At 61.5% G+C, this 14,987-nt stretch carries 14 protein-coding genes; 7 read left to right on the top strand and 7 right to left on the bottom strand.

The window, feature by feature from the left end; genetic code table 11:
* Nucleotides 1–36 precede the first annotated feature (36 nt).
* The 4 genes from J1N02_RS23180 to J1N02_RS23165 all read right to left on the bottom strand — a co-directional run bounded on the left by J1N02_RS23180 (nucleotide 37) and on the right by J1N02_RS23165 (nucleotide 2,428).
* Nucleotides 37–480 carry a hotdog fold thioesterase gene (locus tag J1N02_RS23180; protein ID WP_027607077.1) on the bottom strand — a complete coding sequence of 148 codons (444 nt, stop codon included), beginning with the start codon at nucleotides 478–480 and terminating at the stop codon, nucleotides 37–39.
* Between the two features lie 118 nt (nucleotides 481–598).
* Entirely contained in the window at nucleotides 599–1,048 is a 450-nt protein-coding gene (gene sixA / locus J1N02_RS23175) for a phosphohistidine phosphatase SixA (protein WP_108574510.1), read from the bottom strand.
* The gene (locus J1N02_RS23170) at nucleotides 1,045–1,392 is read right to left on the bottom strand and encodes a DUF4389 domain-containing protein (protein ID WP_027607075.1); all 348 of its coding nucleotides are present in this window, start codon (nucleotides 1,390–1,392) and stop codon (nucleotides 1,045–1,047) included. Before J1N02_RS23170 ends, sixA begins: the two co-directional genes overlap by 4 nt.
* A 10-nt stretch (nucleotides 1,393–1,402) precedes the next feature.
* Nucleotides 1,403–2,428, bottom strand: coding sequence for an NAD(P)H-dependent glycerol-3-phosphate dehydrogenase (locus J1N02_RS23165; protein WP_027607074.1), 1,026 nt, complete (start codon nucleotides 2,426–2,428; stop codon nucleotides 1,403–1,405).
* A 195-nt stretch (nucleotides 2,429–2,623) separates the two neighbouring features.
* Between J1N02_RS23165 and J1N02_RS23160 the strand changes: the two genes are divergently transcribed.
* The 5 genes from J1N02_RS23160 (at nucleotide 2,624) to fabB (ending at nucleotide 9,570) form a co-directional block, all read left to right on the top strand.
* Complete coding sequence (locus tag J1N02_RS23160) at nucleotides 2,624–4,744, top strand: TonB-dependent receptor plug domain-containing protein (protein ID WP_319805411.1); 2,121 nt, start codon at nucleotides 2,624–2,626, stop codon at nucleotides 4,742–4,744.
* A 1-nt stretch (nucleotide 4,745) separates the two neighbouring features.
* On the top strand, nucleotides 4,746–5,675 hold the full coding sequence (locus J1N02_RS23155) for an ABC transporter substrate-binding protein (protein WP_027607072.1): 930 nt from the start codon (nucleotides 4,746–4,748) through the stop codon (nucleotides 5,673–5,675).
* Nucleotides 5,672–7,573 carry an ATP-binding protein gene (locus tag J1N02_RS23150; protein WP_146478060.1) on the top strand — a complete coding sequence of 634 codons (1,902 nt, stop codon included), beginning with the start codon at nucleotides 5,672–5,674 and terminating at the stop codon, nucleotides 7,571–7,573. The genes J1N02_RS23155 and J1N02_RS23150 overlap by 4 nt, the downstream gene beginning before the upstream one ends.
* 249 nt (nucleotides 7,574–7,822) lie before the next feature.
* Complete coding sequence (gene fabA, locus J1N02_RS23145) at nucleotides 7,823–8,338, top strand: 3-hydroxyacyl-[acyl-carrier-protein] dehydratase FabA (RefSeq protein ID WP_003210552.1); 516 nt, start codon at nucleotides 7,823–7,825, stop codon at nucleotides 8,336–8,338.
* 11 nt (nucleotides 8,339–8,349) lie between these two features.
* Nucleotides 8,350–9,570 (top strand): beta-ketoacyl-ACP synthase I, encoded by a 1,221-nt coding sequence (fabB, locus tag J1N02_RS23140; RefSeq protein WP_027607070.1) that lies wholly within the window; start codon nucleotides 8,350–8,352, stop codon nucleotides 9,568–9,570.
* 106 nt (nucleotides 9,571–9,676) lie between these two features.
* On the opposite strand, the gene J1N02_RS23135 is transcribed toward fabB, so the two are convergent.
* Nucleotides 9,677–10,699, bottom strand: coding sequence for an amidohydrolase family protein (locus tag J1N02_RS23135; RefSeq protein WP_092358537.1), 1,023 nt, complete (start codon nucleotides 10,697–10,699; stop codon nucleotides 9,677–9,679).
* 140 nt (nucleotides 10,700–10,839) lie between these two features.
* On the opposite strand from J1N02_RS23135, the gene J1N02_RS23130 reads away from it, so the two are divergent.
* Together J1N02_RS23130 and J1N02_RS23125 are read left to right on the top strand one after the other, a co-directional pair.
* Nucleotides 10,840–11,256, top strand: coding sequence for an OsmC family protein (locus J1N02_RS23130; protein WP_092358535.1), 417 nt, complete (start codon nucleotides 10,840–10,842; stop codon nucleotides 11,254–11,256).
* Between the two features lie 64 nt (nucleotides 11,257–11,320).
* Nucleotides 11,321–12,187 (top strand): pirin family protein, encoded by an 867-nt coding sequence (locus tag J1N02_RS23125; RefSeq protein ID WP_027607067.1) that lies wholly within the window; start codon nucleotides 11,321–11,323, stop codon nucleotides 12,185–12,187.
* A 46-nt stretch (nucleotides 12,188–12,233) separates the two neighbouring features.
* Here J1N02_RS23125 and J1N02_RS23120 read toward each other — a convergent pair whose 3' ends face one another.
* Both J1N02_RS23120 and htpG read right to left on the bottom strand, forming a co-directional pair.
* Nucleotides 12,234–12,962 carry a dienelactone hydrolase family protein gene (locus J1N02_RS23120; RefSeq protein ID WP_027607066.1) on the bottom strand — a complete coding sequence of 243 codons (729 nt, stop codon included), beginning with the start codon at nucleotides 12,960–12,962 and terminating at the stop codon, nucleotides 12,234–12,236.
* 66 nt (nucleotides 12,963–13,028) lie between these two features.
* A complete protein-coding gene (htpG, locus tag J1N02_RS23115; RefSeq protein WP_027607065.1) occupies nucleotides 13,029–14,933 on the bottom strand; it encodes a molecular chaperone HtpG in 1,905 nt (634 codons plus the stop codon).
* Nucleotides 14,934–14,987: the final 54 nt, after the last annotated feature.

Genomic DNA, 14,987 nt, shown 5'->3' with positions numbered 1-14,987 from the left:
CTGTAACTGCCAGGAATGATGACACTCACGCCACACCTATCGCGCCGGAGGGGTTTCGCCCAAAGGCACCACGGCCATGGTCAGCCGTGAGACACAGTTGCACTTGCCGTCATCGGTGGTCAGGCGAATGTCCCAGACCTGGGTGGTGCGGCCGATATGGATCGCCTTGGCCACCGCCGTCACCCGCCCGCTGCGCACACCGCGCAGGTGATTGGCGTTGACCTCCAGGCCCACGCAATAGAACTTGCTCGGGTCGATGCACAAATAAGCCGCCACGGAGCCGACACTCTCGGCCAGTACCACCGACGCACCGCCATGCAGCAGGCCGTAAGGCTGGTGAGTGCGGTGGTCGACCACCATGCTGGCGGTGAGGGATTCGTCGTCGAAGCTTTCAAAACGGATGTCCAGCAGTTCACCGATGGTGTTTTTCTGGCCGGCATTGAGTTGTTCGATATTCGGTTGGGTGCGCCACAAGCTCATGGAATTGTCCTTATTGGTTTTATTACGACCCTAATCCTGCCACACAACTGCCTCGCTGCGCTCGCTCCAACGAAAAACGACGGACATAAGACCCGATCCTCTGTGACCCGGCGATAGCCTACGGATTCTTCACGCTGACCAGGCTCATCAACCCCGCCAGCGGGAAGTCGCCTTCAAGCTCCGCCAGGCTGGCGGTGGACATCGGCTGCGGCTGGCGCTGATGGCCATGCTGCAGAAAACTGATCAAGCTGCCGACCAGGGGCTGATGACTGACCAGCAGCACGTTGTCATCACTGTCGAGCTTGCTCAGGACCTCCAGCGGATTGCCCTCCGGCGTGAGCCAAGGCACCGTGCGGATATCCGGTTCAAAACCCAACGCGTCCCGCACCAGCTGTGCAGTCTGCTGCGCCCGCACGTACGGGCTGGCAATGATCGCGCTGAGCGGCTGGCCGATCAGGTGCGCCGCACTGCGCAACACCTCGGCGCGGCCATGTTCGGTGAGGTTGCGCTCGGCATCCGTGCGGGCATGCGCCTCGGCCTCACCGTGACGCAAGACCCACACCTTCATAGCTTCGGCTCCTCATCCCGCACCGGGTGCGGCGCCGGCGGCACGCTGTGGGCGGCTTCGCCCTCGGGAGCGCGAGGGGTTGGCCAGTCGGCGAACGGCCAGGGCTTCTGTTCGGTGTGGAAGCTGCCAAAGCGGCCGATCTGGGCAAGAAACTGGCTGAGGCTGTCGCCGAAGTTCATCAGGCCCAGGTTCGGCGCGCTGTAGACCAGGCGGTAGATCAACTGCACCACCACCAATGCGCCGAGCAGGAACTGCGCCACCTGCCACACCAGGGCAAACACCAGCATCCACAGGATGCGCAGGATAATGGACTCGTACTTGGGGGCTGCTTTCGGATCGTTCATGGCGCGTTCCTCAGTTGAAACCACTGGTGGAAATAAAGTCGACGTCGGTTTTGGGCTCGGCCCGCATCAGCAACTCGATGACCTGGTTCAAGGTGCGCCCTTCAAACAGGATCGCGTGCAGCCCGGCGACCAGCGGCATGTACACGCCGACTTCCTGGGCCTTGGCCTTGAGCACCTTGAGGGTGTTGACCCCTTCGGCCACTTCGCCCAGGCGCGTCACCGCGTCTTCCAGGCTCAGGCCCTGGCCCAGGGCGAAACCCACCTGGTAGTTGCGGCTTTTCGGCGACGAGCAGGTGACGATCAAGTCGCCCACGCCGGCCAGGCCCAGGAAGGTCATGGGGTTGGCGCCCTGGTTCACCGCGAAGCGGGTCATTTCCGCCAGGGCACGGGTAATCAGCATGCTCTTGGTGTTTTCGCCCATGCCCAGCGCCACCGCCATGCCGGCGATGATCGCGTAGACGTTTTTCAGCGCCCCGCCCAGTTCCACGCCAAAGCGGTCGCCACTGGCGTATACGCGGAAGGTCCGGCCATGCAGCACCGCCTGGACGCGCTCGCACAACGCCTCATCCTCGCTGGCGATCACCGTGGCGGTCAGCGCGTGCTCGGCGACTTCCCGCGCCAGGTTCGGCCCGGACAGCACGCCAATGCGCGCCCGGGGGGCGATCTCGGCGAGGATTTCGCTCATCAGCTTGAAGGTCTGCGCCTCGATGCCCTTGGTCAGGCTGACCAGCAGCTTGCCCGCCAGGCGCTCGGCATGGGGCGCCAGCACCGCGCGCAAGGCGCTGGAAGGCAGCGCGACAAAGCACAGGTCGCAGTCCGCCAGGGTGGCCAACAGGTCGGTGACCGGCTCGACCGCCGGATGAATCTTGATGCCTTTAAGGTAACGAGGATTTTCGCGGTGTACGCGAATGGCCTCGGCCTGCTCGGGATCGCGCATCCACTGGCGCACCGCATGGCCGTTCTCGGCCAGCAGGTTAGCCACGGCGGTACCAAAACTTCCGCCTCCCAGGACCGCAATAGGGCGCTGTTCAGTCATATGCAATCCGTTAATCCATACCAGTGGCGATGGCGGCATTATACGGGGCGACCCGCTTGCGGCCAGCCCCCGTATCAAATCGTGGGCCTGTCGGGAAATGCCATGTCCGTGTAACGGAATTGCAAGGGCGACGACTGGCAAATAGCCTCGCCTCGGTTAACATGGGCGGCTATCCGTCATTATCAAGGCCATGTCGTGTATTTGGGCCCTCCTTCCCGTTCATCTCTACTGCTTATGCTGTTGTGCAGTGCACCTGCGCTGGCTGACGACCTGTTCCTCGACAGCCAGCCGCTGCCGCAGGTATTGACCGCCACGCGTCTCAAGCAATCGGCGGCCGCCGTGCCGGGCAGCATGACCGTGATCGACAGCGAGTTGATCAAGGCCAGCGGCGCAAGGGACATCAGCGAGCTGCTGCGCCTGGTGCCGGGGATGATGGTCGGCTACACCACCGGCAACCAGGCGGCGGTGAACTACCACGGCACCAGCGCCAGCGATGCGCGCCGCATGCAGGTATTGATCGACGGGCGTTCGGTGTACCGCGCCGGCCTGGCCACGGTGGACTGGAGCGACATTCCGGTAGCAATGGAAGACATCGAGCGCATCGAGGTCTTCCGCGGCCCCAACACCGTCAGCTACGGGGCGAATGCCTTGATGGCGGTGGTCAATATCCTCACGCGCTCACCGGCCAACAGCCATGGCTCACGGGTGAAGGTGATTCGCGGTGAGCGCGGTATCAATGACTTTTATGCCAGCCAGGGCGTGGGCTGGGAAACCGGCGATCTGCGCCTGTCGCTGTCCGGGCAACAGGACGATGGCTTTGACAGCGATGCCGCTGGCGCCGACCGCCGCGACGGCCGTCGCCTCAACCGCTTCAGCCTGGCAGTGAGCCAGACCTTGAACGCGCAACAGAGTATCGACTGGCAACTGAATGCCAAGGAAGGCACCAACCAGCGCCCTTATACCTACACCCCGGTATTCGCCGGGATTACCGAGGGCGGCGACAATTCCGACGTCACGGCCAAGGACTACGCCGGTTCCCTGCGCTGGAACTTTGATTTCAACCCCGAGCACAGCCTGTATATCCAAGGCTCGGCCCAGCAGTGGGACCGCCGGCAAATCTGGAAGGCCTGTGACGCCAAGGTCTCGTTCAGCCCCGAGCTGACCCAGTTGTGGCAGCTCAACCCCAACTATGCCGAACGGCTGGCCCGGCATATGGACACCTACAGCCAGGGCACCGCGCCACCGGGCAGCGCCGCCGAACAAGCCTTGGCCAACCAGGTACTGGACCAGTGGCGCAACGGCGCCAACCAGAGCGTCTGCGGCGACATCGACCAGAGCACCCGCGAAAGCCGCTACGATGTGGAAATCCAGGACACCCTCAGCCTGTCCGACAGCCTGCGCCTGGTCAGCGGCATGAATTACCGCTACGACCGCGCCGACTCCGATACCTACTTCAACGGCACCCTGGACGACACCACCTGGCGCCTGTTCGGCCAGTTGGAATGGCGCGCCAGTGAACATTGGCTGCTGCAAGGCGGCGCCATGTTCGAAGACACGCACCTGAGCGGCCATTCGCTGACGCCCAGGGTGGCGGTCAACTATTTGATCAACCCGCGCCACGGCTTGCGCGCGGTGTACTCGGAAGCCATCCGTTCGCCGGACATGTTCGAGAACAATGTCAACTGGAGCTACCGCGTCACCAACCTCAGCTCACCGACCTATGGGCAGAGTTCCGGACAGTACTTCGTGAAGACGCGAGGCCCGGGCAACCTCGACAAAGAACTGATGCGCTCGCGGGAACTGGGCTACAACGGCTTCTTTGCCGACATCGGGCTGAACATGGACGTGAAGGTGTTCTACGACGAAATCACCGACATGATCAGCTCGCCGCTGCGCAATAACCAGTACATTGCCAGCAACGCCAACAGCTCACGCTTCACCGGCGCCGAGTCCCAGTTCGACTGGCGCGTGAGCAACGCCGACCGCCTGCGGCTGACTTACGCGTATGTCGACGCCACCACCAGCAACCCACTGGACAAAGCACAGACCGCGCGTAACAGTGGCTCGGCCGGCTGGTTGCGCGAATGGGGCCAAGGTTGGTCCAGCGCGCTGTTCTACTATGGCGACGACGCACTCAACCAATATCGTTTCGAACGGGTCGACCTGCGGGTGGCCAAGCGCATTGCCCTGGGCAAAGCCAACGTGGAGCTGGCCGGCATGTTGCAACAACGCCTCGATAACCAGCCCACCACCTGGGCCGACAACACTTACGACCATCGTCACGTACTCTACTTCAGCGCGGAGTTAGAGTTCTGACATGGGCGACTCGTCACGGATGACCTTCTTCTTTATCTATAGGCTGCGGCAACTTGCCGGGCTGCTGGCCGGCCTGTTGCTGTGCGCACCGGCGTGGAGCGCCGAGATCCTGCTGACTGCCGCCGAAGACGGCGCCGGGGTGCAGGCCTTTACCCAGGCGCTGGCCCGGCAACGCCCCGAAGACCGCGTCACCTTCACGTCCCTCGGCGACTTGCCAGCACCCAGCCACCTGCCCGCCGGCACGCGCCTGATCCTGCTCGACCTGCCCGGCCTCGACTGGCGCCTGCGGGATACTCAAGGGCCGCCGACGCTGGTGCTGCGCATCAGTCGGCTCCAAGCCCATCAGCGCCCGGACGCCTCACGGCACGCGCGGGTCAGCCTGTTGTGGAGCGACCCGCCGCTGGAGCGGCAGCTGCGCCTGATCAGCAGCGTCCTGCCCCAGGCACGGCGCATCGGCGTGCTCTACGGCACCGACAGCGAATTCCTGCTGCCCGAATTGCGCCAGCATGCGGCGGCCCTGGAGCTGGAGATCGTGCCGCAGCGCTGGGACAACACTAACGACAGTCGTCCGCTGCAAACCCTGTTCAGGAACAGCGACGTGCTGCTCGGCCTCGATGACCCGCAGCTGTACAACCCGAAGACCGCTAAAAACCTGCTGCTGAGCAGCTACGCCCAGCAATTGCCGCTGTTCGGGCCCAATGCAGGGTTTGTGCGCGCCGGCAGCCTCGCCAGCACCTACAGCGACCAGGACGATTGGCTGGCGGTACTCGATCGTTTGCTCGACCAGCCGCCGGCCGCTTGGCCACGCGCGCTGTACCCCGAACGCTTCAAAGTCGTGGGCAACGCGCAGGTCGCACGCTCACTGGGCATCGAACAGGTGGACGAAGCCAGCGTCGCCGCCCGAATGGCCGAAGGAGAAAAACGCCCATGACCTTGCGTCGTCGTTGGGACATCAATACCCGCACCCAGCTCATCACCCTGGGCCCGGCGCTGTTGCTGACGTTGCTGTTGATCAGCTTCTTCACCTTCGTGCGTATCCAGGACCTGCGCCAGGAACTGGACCACACCGGCCAATTGATCGCCAACCAACTGGCACCGGCCACCGAATATGGGGTGATCTCGGGCAACAACGATGTGCTCGACAGCCTGCTTCGCGCCACGCTGGCGACGCCCCATGTGCGTTTCCTGGAGATTCAGGACAGCAGCGAAAATATCCTGGTGTACGTCGAGCAACCCGCGGAGAAACACGACCGCGCGCTGTCGGTCAAAGTGTTCCAGGCACCGATCCGCCTGCAGCATATCCAGTTGGGCAATGACTTTTTCCAGGACAACCTCAACGAACCCAAGGCCCCCCGCGCGGACTACCTGGGCCGGGTGATCGTCGGCATGTCCAATGACGCCTTCAGCCAGCGCCAGCAGGAGATCCTGTTCAAGGCCGGTATCCTCGCGCTGTTCGCCCTGCTGTTTACGTTCCTGCTCGCCCGGCGCCTGGCGGCGAGCCTGTCGCAACCGATCAGCGCCATGGGCAATGCGGTCAAGGCCATCCAGCAGGGCGACTACAAGACGCCGCTGCCGATTGTGGATGACTCGGAGCTGGGCGACCTGTCGCGGCATATCAACAACCTCGCCGAAGGCCTCAACCAGGCCAGCCGCGAACAACAGCAGGCCATGGCCCAGTTGATCCAGACCCGCGAAGAGGCCGAACGGGCCAACAACGCCAAGTCAGACTTCCTGGCCATGATGAGCCACGAACTGCGCACGCCGATGAACGGCGTACTGGGCATGCTGCAACTGCTGGAAACCACCGAAATGACCGAGGAACAGACCGAATACGCGGCGCTGGCCTCCGAATCCACCGAGCATTTGCTCAAGGTGATCAACGACATTCTCGACTTCTCGCGCATCGAACGCGCGGCCCTGGAGCTGGAACATATCCCCTTCAACCTGGCCGACCTGATCAACAGTTGCGCCCAGGCCTTCCAGCACAGCGCCCAGCAGCGCGGGCTGGCGCTCAAGCTGCCGATCCCGCCCGGCATGGACGCACTGCGGGTACAAGGCGATCCGACACGGATCCGCCAGATCCTGGTGAACCTGATCGGCAATGCCTTGAAGTTCACCGAACACGGCACCGTCAGCGTCGAGCCCCACTGGCAGGTGCTCGACCATGAGTTGGTGTGGTTCACCTGCACCGTGCGTGACAGCGGCATCGGGATTTCCGCCGAGCGCCTGGAATTGATGTTCGATGCGTTCCAGCAGGCCGACAGTTCCATTTCAAGACGTTACGGCGGTACCGGTCTCGGGCTGCCCATCGCCCGTACCCTGGCCGAACGCATGGGAGGCACGCTGCGCGCGCAGAGCGAAGAAGGCCGTGGCTCGGTGTTTACCCTGGAGATCCCGCTGGCCATCGACCCCCACAGCCAGCCGTCGATCGCCCTGGATGCCGAGGGCAAGCACAGCGCCGGCGAGGGTCGCCATGTGTTGCTGGTGGAGGACAATCCGGTCAACCGCACCGTGGTCGAAGCCATGCTGCGCAGCCTGGGCTTTGAAGTCAGCCTGGCCACCGATGGCGCCGAGGCGATCCGCAGTGCCGAGAGCCTGATCTTCACCGCGATCCTGATGGATTGTCGCCTGCCCCTGATCGACGGTTATGAAGCCACCCGGCAGATTCGCCAACTGCCCGGCTGCGCCGGCCTGCCGATCATCGCCCTGACGGCCAACGCCTTGCAGGGCGACCGGGAAGCCTGCCTTGCGGCCGGAATGAACGATTACCTGGCCAAGCCGTTCAAACGCACGGATCTGCAGCAAATCCTGCAGCGCTGGGTGCAATAGCGGCGCGCCATCAGCCAACTCCGACTGGCGTGAAAGACGAAAGTGCGGCAGTCTTAGGCACCCGAACGGGCCCATAAACAGGCTCGGTTTAAAATTTCAGTGAACAAGTGTACATTCAGTACCTTGCCGCTGTGACTTTCACTACAACGCAATAGTCTATGTGTAGGCTGCCGACATGAGGCATGAACGCTTCATTCGGTTCGGGAAGATTTGCCCTACCCTGCCGCATGGGATTATTGAGGAGCTCGCATGACCAAACAAAACGCCTTTACTCGGGAAGACCTGCTGCGCTGCAGTCGCGGTGAGCTGTTCGGCCCAGGTAACGCGCAACTGCCCGCCCCGAACATGCTGATGGTGGATCGCATCACCCATATCAGCGAAGAGGGTGGCAAGTACGGCAAAGGTGAATTGGTCGCCGAGCTGGATATCACCCCGGACCTGTGGTTCTTCGCCTGTCACTTCGAAGGTGACCCTGTCATGCCGGGCTGCCTGGGCCTCGACGCCATGTGGCAACTGGTCGGCTTCTACCTGGGCTGGCAAGGCCTGCCAGGCCGTGGCCGCGCCCTGGGTTCGGGCGAAGTGAAGTTCTTTGGCCAGGTCCTGCCGACCGCCAAGAAAGTCACCTACAACATTCAAATCAAGCGCGTCCTCAAGGGCAAGCTGAACCTGGCCATCGCCGACGGTTCGGTGACTGTCGACGGTCGCGAGATCTATACTGCCGAAGGCCTTCGGGTCGGCGTATTTACTTCCACTGACAACTTTTAAGGGTTATCCGCATGCGCCGCGTCGTTATCACTGGTCTGGGCATTGTTTCTTGCCTGGGCAATGACAAAGAGACCGTCACCGCTAACCTGCGTGCAAGTCGCCCTGGCATCCGCTTCAACCCGGAATATGCCGAAATGGGTCTGCGTAGCCAGGTTTCCGGCTCCATCGACCTGCCCCTCGAAGAACTGATCGATCGCAAGATCTATCGCTTCGTGGGCCACGCTGCCGCCTACGCCTACCTGGCCATGAAAGACGCAATCGCCGACTCCGGCCTGAGCGAAGACCAGGTATCGAACGTACGCACCGGCCTGATCGCCGGCTCCGGCGGCGCATCGACCCTCAACCAGATGGAAGCGCTGGACATCCTGCGCGAAAAAGGCGTGAAGCGAGTTGGCCCGTACCGTGTCACACGGACCATGGGCAGCACCGTTTCGGCCTGCCTGGCCACGCCATTCCAGATCAAGGGCGTGAACTACTCGATCTCCTCCGCATGCGCCACCAGTGCACACTGCATCGGCACCGCCGTCGAGCAGATCCAACTGGGCAAGCAGGACATCGTGTTCGCCGGCGGCGGCGAAGAAGAACATTGGAGCCAGTCGTTCCTGTTCGACGCCATGGGTGCCCTGTCCACCCAGTACAACGAAACCCCGGAAAAAGCCTCCCGCGCCTACGATGCCAAGCGTGACGGTTTCGTCATCGCCGGCGGTGGCGGCATGGTGGTGGTCGAGGAGCTGGAGCACGCCCTGGCCCGTGGCGCCAAGATCTACGCGGAAATCGTTGGCTACGGCGCTACTTCCGATGGCTACGACATGGTTGCGCCAAGCGGTGAAGGCGCCATCCGTTGCATGCAGATGGCCATGTCCACCGTGGACACCCCGATCGACTACCTGAACACCCACGGCACCTCGACTCCGGTCGGCGACGCCAAGGAAATGGAAGGTGTACGCGCGGTGTTCGGCGACAAGGCACCGGCCATCAGCTCCACCAAGAGCCTGTCGGGTCACTCCCTGGGCGCCGCCGGCGTTCACGAAGCGATCTACTGCCTGCTGATGATGGAAGGCAACTTCATGGCCGGTTCGGCCAACATCGACGAGATCGACCCGGTCGTCGCCGATATGCCGATCCTGACCAAGACGGTTGAAAACGTCAAAGTCGACACCGTGATGAGCAACAGCTTCGGCTTCGGTGGCACTAACGCCACCCTGGTGCTGAAACGCTGGCAGGGTAAGTAAGCCCCGCAGGTTGATCACCTGAAAAAGCCCCGACTGGTTCGGGGCTTTTTTATGGGCGACTGGATTTGAGACCGCAACCGCATTTGCGTGAGACGAAAACGCAATATCAACGCGCACCCTCATCGCCGCGAGGTTTAGGCAGGATGGCCAGGAAGTTGTCCCTCGCCACTTTGTGGGCAACGTCTTCAGGCAATGCATCAAGGAAGACATCAAAGCGGTGCATTTCCTCACCCAGCTTGTTGAAACGCCCGACGACATCCGAACCCAGCATAAAGCGCTCCGGGAAGCGCTCCACCAGCGTTACCCACTCCGGCCGAGGCTTGCCCCCATCATCCAGCAAGTACGGCGTGAGCATGCTCCAGGACAGGTCGATATACAGGTTGGGGTAAGCCTCGAGCATACGGCTCAAGGTGGGCAGCAAAAAGTCCATTTGCACCTGGTGGCGGTGAATTTCCTTGCTGGTGCCGGCGTGAGCCCAGATAAAGCGAGTGTGCGGGTGGTTGCGCAGCGGCTCTTCGATTTCGGCCAAATACAGCGGGTTACGCTCGCGCTTGGAGGTAATGTTGGAGTGCAGCATCACCGGCAAGTCGTTTTCCGCCGCCAGGTGATAGATGCGCGTCATGGCCTCGTTGTTGGCGCGCGGGGTATCCCCCGATGTGAGGGCGGTAAGGTCGTCGTGGCGGGTAAACACTTCACCGATGCCTTGCCACAGCCCCGGGTTGAGGTCGAGCATGCGCTGGATATGGGCATCCGAGTTCTTGTCATTGGGGTTGAAGCCGGACAGAAACGGATGAAAGTGCTGGCGCTGTTCAGGCGTCAGTTTATTTACCGCTGCGGCGACAATCACGTCGGTGGCGCTGTACCAATAGGCATCTGCGTCATCACCGGCGTAGTAGCGCGGGCGCTTGGGTTCGTCTTCGTGCCATTTCTTTGCGACGGGAATGCCGGAAATCATGACATGCTCGATGCGATTTTCTGCCATTGCCTTGAGCAACTTATCCATCCCCGCCGTTTCCTGGAAGAAATCCACGTAATGCAGATGGGCATCGCTGTAGGCATAGTCGCGAGCCTGTGTCGCAAGGCTGTTGGCGGCGAGCAACAGGGCGAGACTCAAGCGGGTCCAGGGCACGGTATAACCTCGATAAGGGCGAATACCGGTAGACCTTGCGTGCCATACCGTGGTTCAGCCGGCAAAAAATGTGGAACACCCCCGTGCCAGCATGCTCTATAACTGCATGACCTTCCTTCTGCCACCCCGTGAGGTTTGCCATGCCTGTTACCGTCAATACGCTGAACACCGACAACTTCCGCCACAGCGTCAATATCAATAATCACGAGCTGTTTACCGACCTGCCCAAGAGCCTGGGTGGTGACGACTCGGCGCCCTCCCCCCACGATTACTTCGACGCCGCGCTGGCATCGTGCAAGGCGCTGACCGTCAAGCTCTACGCCCAGAAAAAAGACATCCCCCTGACCGGCGTGACCGTGGAAGTCACCCACGACGCCACCGAAGAACAAAAGGGCAAATACAGGCTCAACGTCAAGCTGACGCTCAAGGGCGTACTCACCGACGAACAGCGCGACGAGCTGCACCGCGTGGCCGATCGCTGCCCGGTACACAAGCTGATGACCACCGCCGAGGTCACCATCGAAACCCGCCTCTCTGAAGGCGCGTTCAGCCAATAGCGGCAACCTCCCGTCGAGCGGGTTATGCTCATTACCCTACAACCCGCTCAGACTGGGACGCACCATGACCACCCTCACCGTGATCCGCCCACGCCCCGAAGATGTCGAAGGCCAGCCGATCCTGCGCCCGCTGCCCTCGCGGGAATGTCGCAGCGTCGGGCCCTTTGTGTTTTTCGATCATATGTTGCCGACCCGCTATGCACCGGGCAGCGGCATGAACATCCGCCAGCACCCCCATATCGGCCTGTCCACCCTCACCTATCTGTTCGAAGGCGCACTGCAGCACAAGGACAGCCTGGGGTCGGATCAGGTGGTAGAGGCCGGCGATGTCAGCTGGATGACCGCAGGCAGTGCAATCGCCCATGTCGAGCGCACACCCGAGGCACTCAAGGCCCGTGGTTTCAGCATGCATGGCCTGCAAGTATGGCTGGCATCGCCCAAGGACCACGAAGAGGGGCCTGGACACTACAGCCATCACCCTGCGGCGAGCCTGCCGGTGAGTGACAACCTGGGCGTGCGGATTCGCCTGATCGCCGGCAGTGGCTTCTGCCTCAAGTCACCGGTGCCGGTGCTGTCGCCTACGTTGTATGCAGATGTACACATGCAAACGGCCACGACCCTGCTGATTCCTGACGAGCACGAGGAACGCGCGGTGTATGTGCTGGAGGGTGAAGCCCAGTTGGAGGGTGAGCAGCTTGAGGTGCACAGCCTGGTGGTATTGCCGGCCGGGCAGGTAATGACCCTGTTCGCCGAAAGCGATTGCCAGTTGGTGGTGTTGGGCGGAGCACCGCTGGATGGGCCACGGCGGATCAATTGGAATTTTGTCGCGAGCGATCCGCTGAAGATCGAGCAGGCCAGGCAGCGCTGGGCGGCGGGGGATTGGCCGACGGTGCCGGGTGAAACCGAAAGAATTGAGTTGCCGGTGAGATAGCTATCGGGGGCAAGCCCCCGATGACGCTGGAACAGGCGCTGAAGATTCAGCCCTTGAACACTTCATCCAGCAAGTTATGCATCGACCGGAACGCCCGTGCAGCGGTCTTGGCGTCATACATCATCTTGCCCGGCACATTGGCGTGCGGGTCGGTGAAGGAATGCACCGCACCGCCGTAGCTCAGCAATTGCCAGTCCACGCCGGCCGCGTTCATTTCATCTTCGAACGCCGGCAGTTGCTCTTTCGGCACCAACGGGTCGGAAGCACCGTGCAGCACCAGCACTGAACCCTTGATGTTTTTCGCATCTGCCGGGTTCGGCGTGTCGAGGGTGCCGTGGAACGATACGGCAGCCTTCAATGGCGCACCGGTCCGTGCCAGCTCCAGGGAGCAGCAACCGCCGAAGCAGAAACCAAAGGTGGCCAGCTTCGAGGTGTCCACTGCCGCTTCGGTCTGGCCCTGCAGCTGCTCAAGGGCAGCCTGCATGCGTTTGTTCAGCAACGGGCGATCATTTTTCAACGGCATCATTGCGGCGCCGGCTTCATCGCCATTCGACGGGCGCACGGTTTGCCCATAGAGGTCGGCGATCAGCACCACGTAGCCCTTGGCGGCAACGCTCTTGGCGATCTCTTCGGCCCCCGCACTTACCCCCATCCAGTTCGGCGCCATCAGCAGGCCGGGCAGCGGGTTCTTTTGGCTGGCATCGAACGCCAGGCGACTTTCATAAGACTGGCCATCAATCTGATAGACCACGGAACGCACGGTGACTTGGCTCATCATTTTCTCCAGTTAGGGTGCACTAGAACGAAAAAACCCGCCGAAGCGGGTTTTTCTACAACGGTATCAAACCGACAGTTCAACCAACAGCTTGTTCAGTCGGCGCACATAGGCGGCCGGGTCCTTGAGGCTGTCGCCGGCGGCCAGGGCCGCCTGGTCGAAAAGGATGTGGGACAGGTCGCCAAAGCGCTCTTCGCTCTGCTCGCCGTCGAGTTTCTCGATCAACGGGTGAGCCGGGTTGAATTCGAAGATCGGCTTGGAGTCCGGGACCTTCTGGCCGCTGGCTTCGAGGATCTGGCGCATCTGCATGCCCAGGTCCTGCTCGCCGATGGCCAGGATCGCCGGGGAATCGGTCAGACGGTGGGAAACCCGCACTTCGCTCACGGCATCGCCCAGGGACGCCTTGATCCGCTCAACCAGGCCTTCTTTGGCCTTGGCGACTTCCTCGGCTTCTTTCTTCTCTTCCTCGGAGTCCAGGTTACCCAGGTCCAGGTCGCCACGGGCCACGTCGACAAAGGATTTGCCGTCGAACTCGTTGAGGTAGCTCATCAGCCACTCATCGATACGGTCGGTCAGCAGCAGCACTTCGATGCCTTTCTTGCGGAAGACTTCCAGGTGCGGGCTGTTCTTGACCTGTGCGTAGGTTTCGCCGGTCAGGTAGTAAATCTTGTCCTGGCCTTCCTTGGCACGTGCCAGGTACTCGGCCAGGGACACCACCTGCTCGCCCTCTTCACCCTGGGTGGAAGCAAAGCGCAACAGACCGGCGATTTTTTCCTTGTTGGCAAAATCTTCCGCCGGGCCTTCTTTCATGACCTGGCCGAAGTTTTTCCAGAAGCCCTTGTATTGCTCTGGCTCGTTCTTCGCCAGTTTTTCCAGCATGTCGAGCACGCGCTTGGTCAGCGCCGACTTCATGGAATCGATGATCGGGTCTTTTTGCAGGATTTCCCGCGACACGTTCAGCGACAGGTCATTGGAGTCGACCACGCCCTTGATAAAGCGCAGGTACAGCGGCAGGAACGACTCCGCCTGGTCCATCACGAACACGCGCTGCACGTACAGCTTCAGGCCCTTCGGCGCTTCACGCTGGTACAGGTCGAACGGCGCACGGGCCGGCACGTAGAGCAGCGAGCTGTATTCCAGCTTGCCTTCGACCTTGTTATGGCTCCAGCTCAGCGGGTTTTCGTAGTCGTGACCGATGTGCTTGTAGAACTCCTGGTATTCCTCGTCCTTGATCTCGGTACGCGGACGGGTCCACAGGGCACTGGCGCGATTGACGGTTTCCCATTCCTGGGCAGGCTTCTCTTCACCTTCGGCAGCCGTTTGTTCTTTCGGCAGCTCGATCGGCAAGGCGATATGGTCGGAGTACTTCTTGATGATATTGCGCAGGCGCCAGCCATCGGCAAACTCGTCTTCACCGGATTTGAGGTGCAGGACGATGCGGGTACCACGGTCAGCCTTGTCGACGGTGGCGATTTCAAATTCGCCCTCGCCCTTGGAAGCCCAGTGCACGCCTTCGCTGGCGTCAAGGCCGGCACGACGGCTGAACACTTCAACCTTGTCGGCCACGATGAAGGCCGAGTAGAAGCCCACACCGAACTGGCCGATCAGGTGCGAATCTTTCTTCTGGTCGCCGGACAGGTTTTTCATGAAGTCGGCGGTACCGGATTTGGCGATGGTCCCCAGGTGGGTAATCGCATCTTCACGGCTCATGCCGATACCGTTGTCTTCGAGGGTGACGGTATTGGCGTCTTTGTCGAAGCTCACACGGATTTTCAGTTCCGCGCCGCCTTCCAGCAGTTCAGGCTTGGACAGGGCTTCGAAACGTAATTTGTCGACAGCGTCAGAGGCGTTCGAGATCAATTCGCGAAGGAAGATTTCCTTGTTGGAATACAGCGAATGGATCATGAGGTGCAGCAGTTGCTTCACCTCGGTCTGGAAGCCCAGGGTTTCCTTTTGAGTTTCCACACTCATGGTCATCAAACTCCAATTGGATGGCAGTGGCCGCGCCCTGAAGGGTTGGCGGCG

The sequence above is a fragment of the Pseudomonas sp. NFX5 genome (assembly GCF_049132125.1).
In the GTDB taxonomy this organism is placed as follows: Bacteria; Pseudomonadota; Gammaproteobacteria; order Pseudomonadales; family Pseudomonadaceae; genus Aquipseudomonas; species Aquipseudomonas marginalis.
This window is presented reverse-complemented; position numbering and strand designations above follow the sequence as displayed.

Excerpts from the sequence above, each read along its gene's own strand:
- J1N02_RS23180 (WP_027607077.1), bottom strand. The coding sequence starts at position 480 with ATGAGCTTGTGGCGCACCCAACCGAATATCGAACAACTCAATGCCGGC.
- sixA (WP_108574510.1), bottom strand. The coding sequence starts at position 1,048 with ATGAAGGTGTGGGTCTTGCGTCACGGTGAGGCCGAGGCGCATGCCCGC.
- J1N02_RS23170 (WP_027607075.1), bottom strand. The coding sequence starts at position 1,392 with ATGAACGATCCGAAAGCAGCCCCCAAGTACGAGTCCATTATCCTGCGC.
- J1N02_RS23165 (WP_027607074.1), bottom strand. The coding sequence starts at position 2,428 with ATGACTGAACAGCGCCCTATTGCGGTCCTGGGAGGCGGAAGTTTTGGT.
- J1N02_RS23155 (WP_027607072.1), top strand. The coding sequence starts at position 4,746 with ATGGGCGACTCGTCACGGATGACCTTCTTCTTTATCTATAGGCTGCGG.
- J1N02_RS23150 (WP_146478060.1), top strand. The coding sequence starts at position 5,672 with ATGACCTTGCGTCGTCGTTGGGACATCAATACCCGCACCCAGCTCATC.
- fabA (WP_003210552.1), top strand. The coding sequence starts at position 7,823 with ATGACCAAACAAAACGCCTTTACTCGGGAAGACCTGCTGCGCTGCAGT.
- fabB (WP_027607070.1), top strand. The coding sequence starts at position 8,350 with ATGCGCCGCGTCGTTATCACTGGTCTGGGCATTGTTTCTTGCCTGGGC.
- J1N02_RS23130 (WP_092358535.1), top strand. The coding sequence starts at position 10,840 with ATGCCTGTTACCGTCAATACGCTGAACACCGACAACTTCCGCCACAGC.
- J1N02_RS23125 (WP_027607067.1), top strand. The coding sequence starts at position 11,321 with ATGACCACCCTCACCGTGATCCGCCCACGCCCCGAAGATGTCGAAGGC.
- J1N02_RS23120 (WP_027607066.1), bottom strand. The coding sequence starts at position 12,962 with ATGAGCCAAGTCACCGTGCGTTCCGTGGTCTATCAGATTGATGGCCAG.
- htpG (WP_027607065.1), bottom strand. The coding sequence starts at position 14,933 with ATGAGTGTGGAAACTCAAAAGGAAACCCTGGGCTTCCAGACCGAGGTG.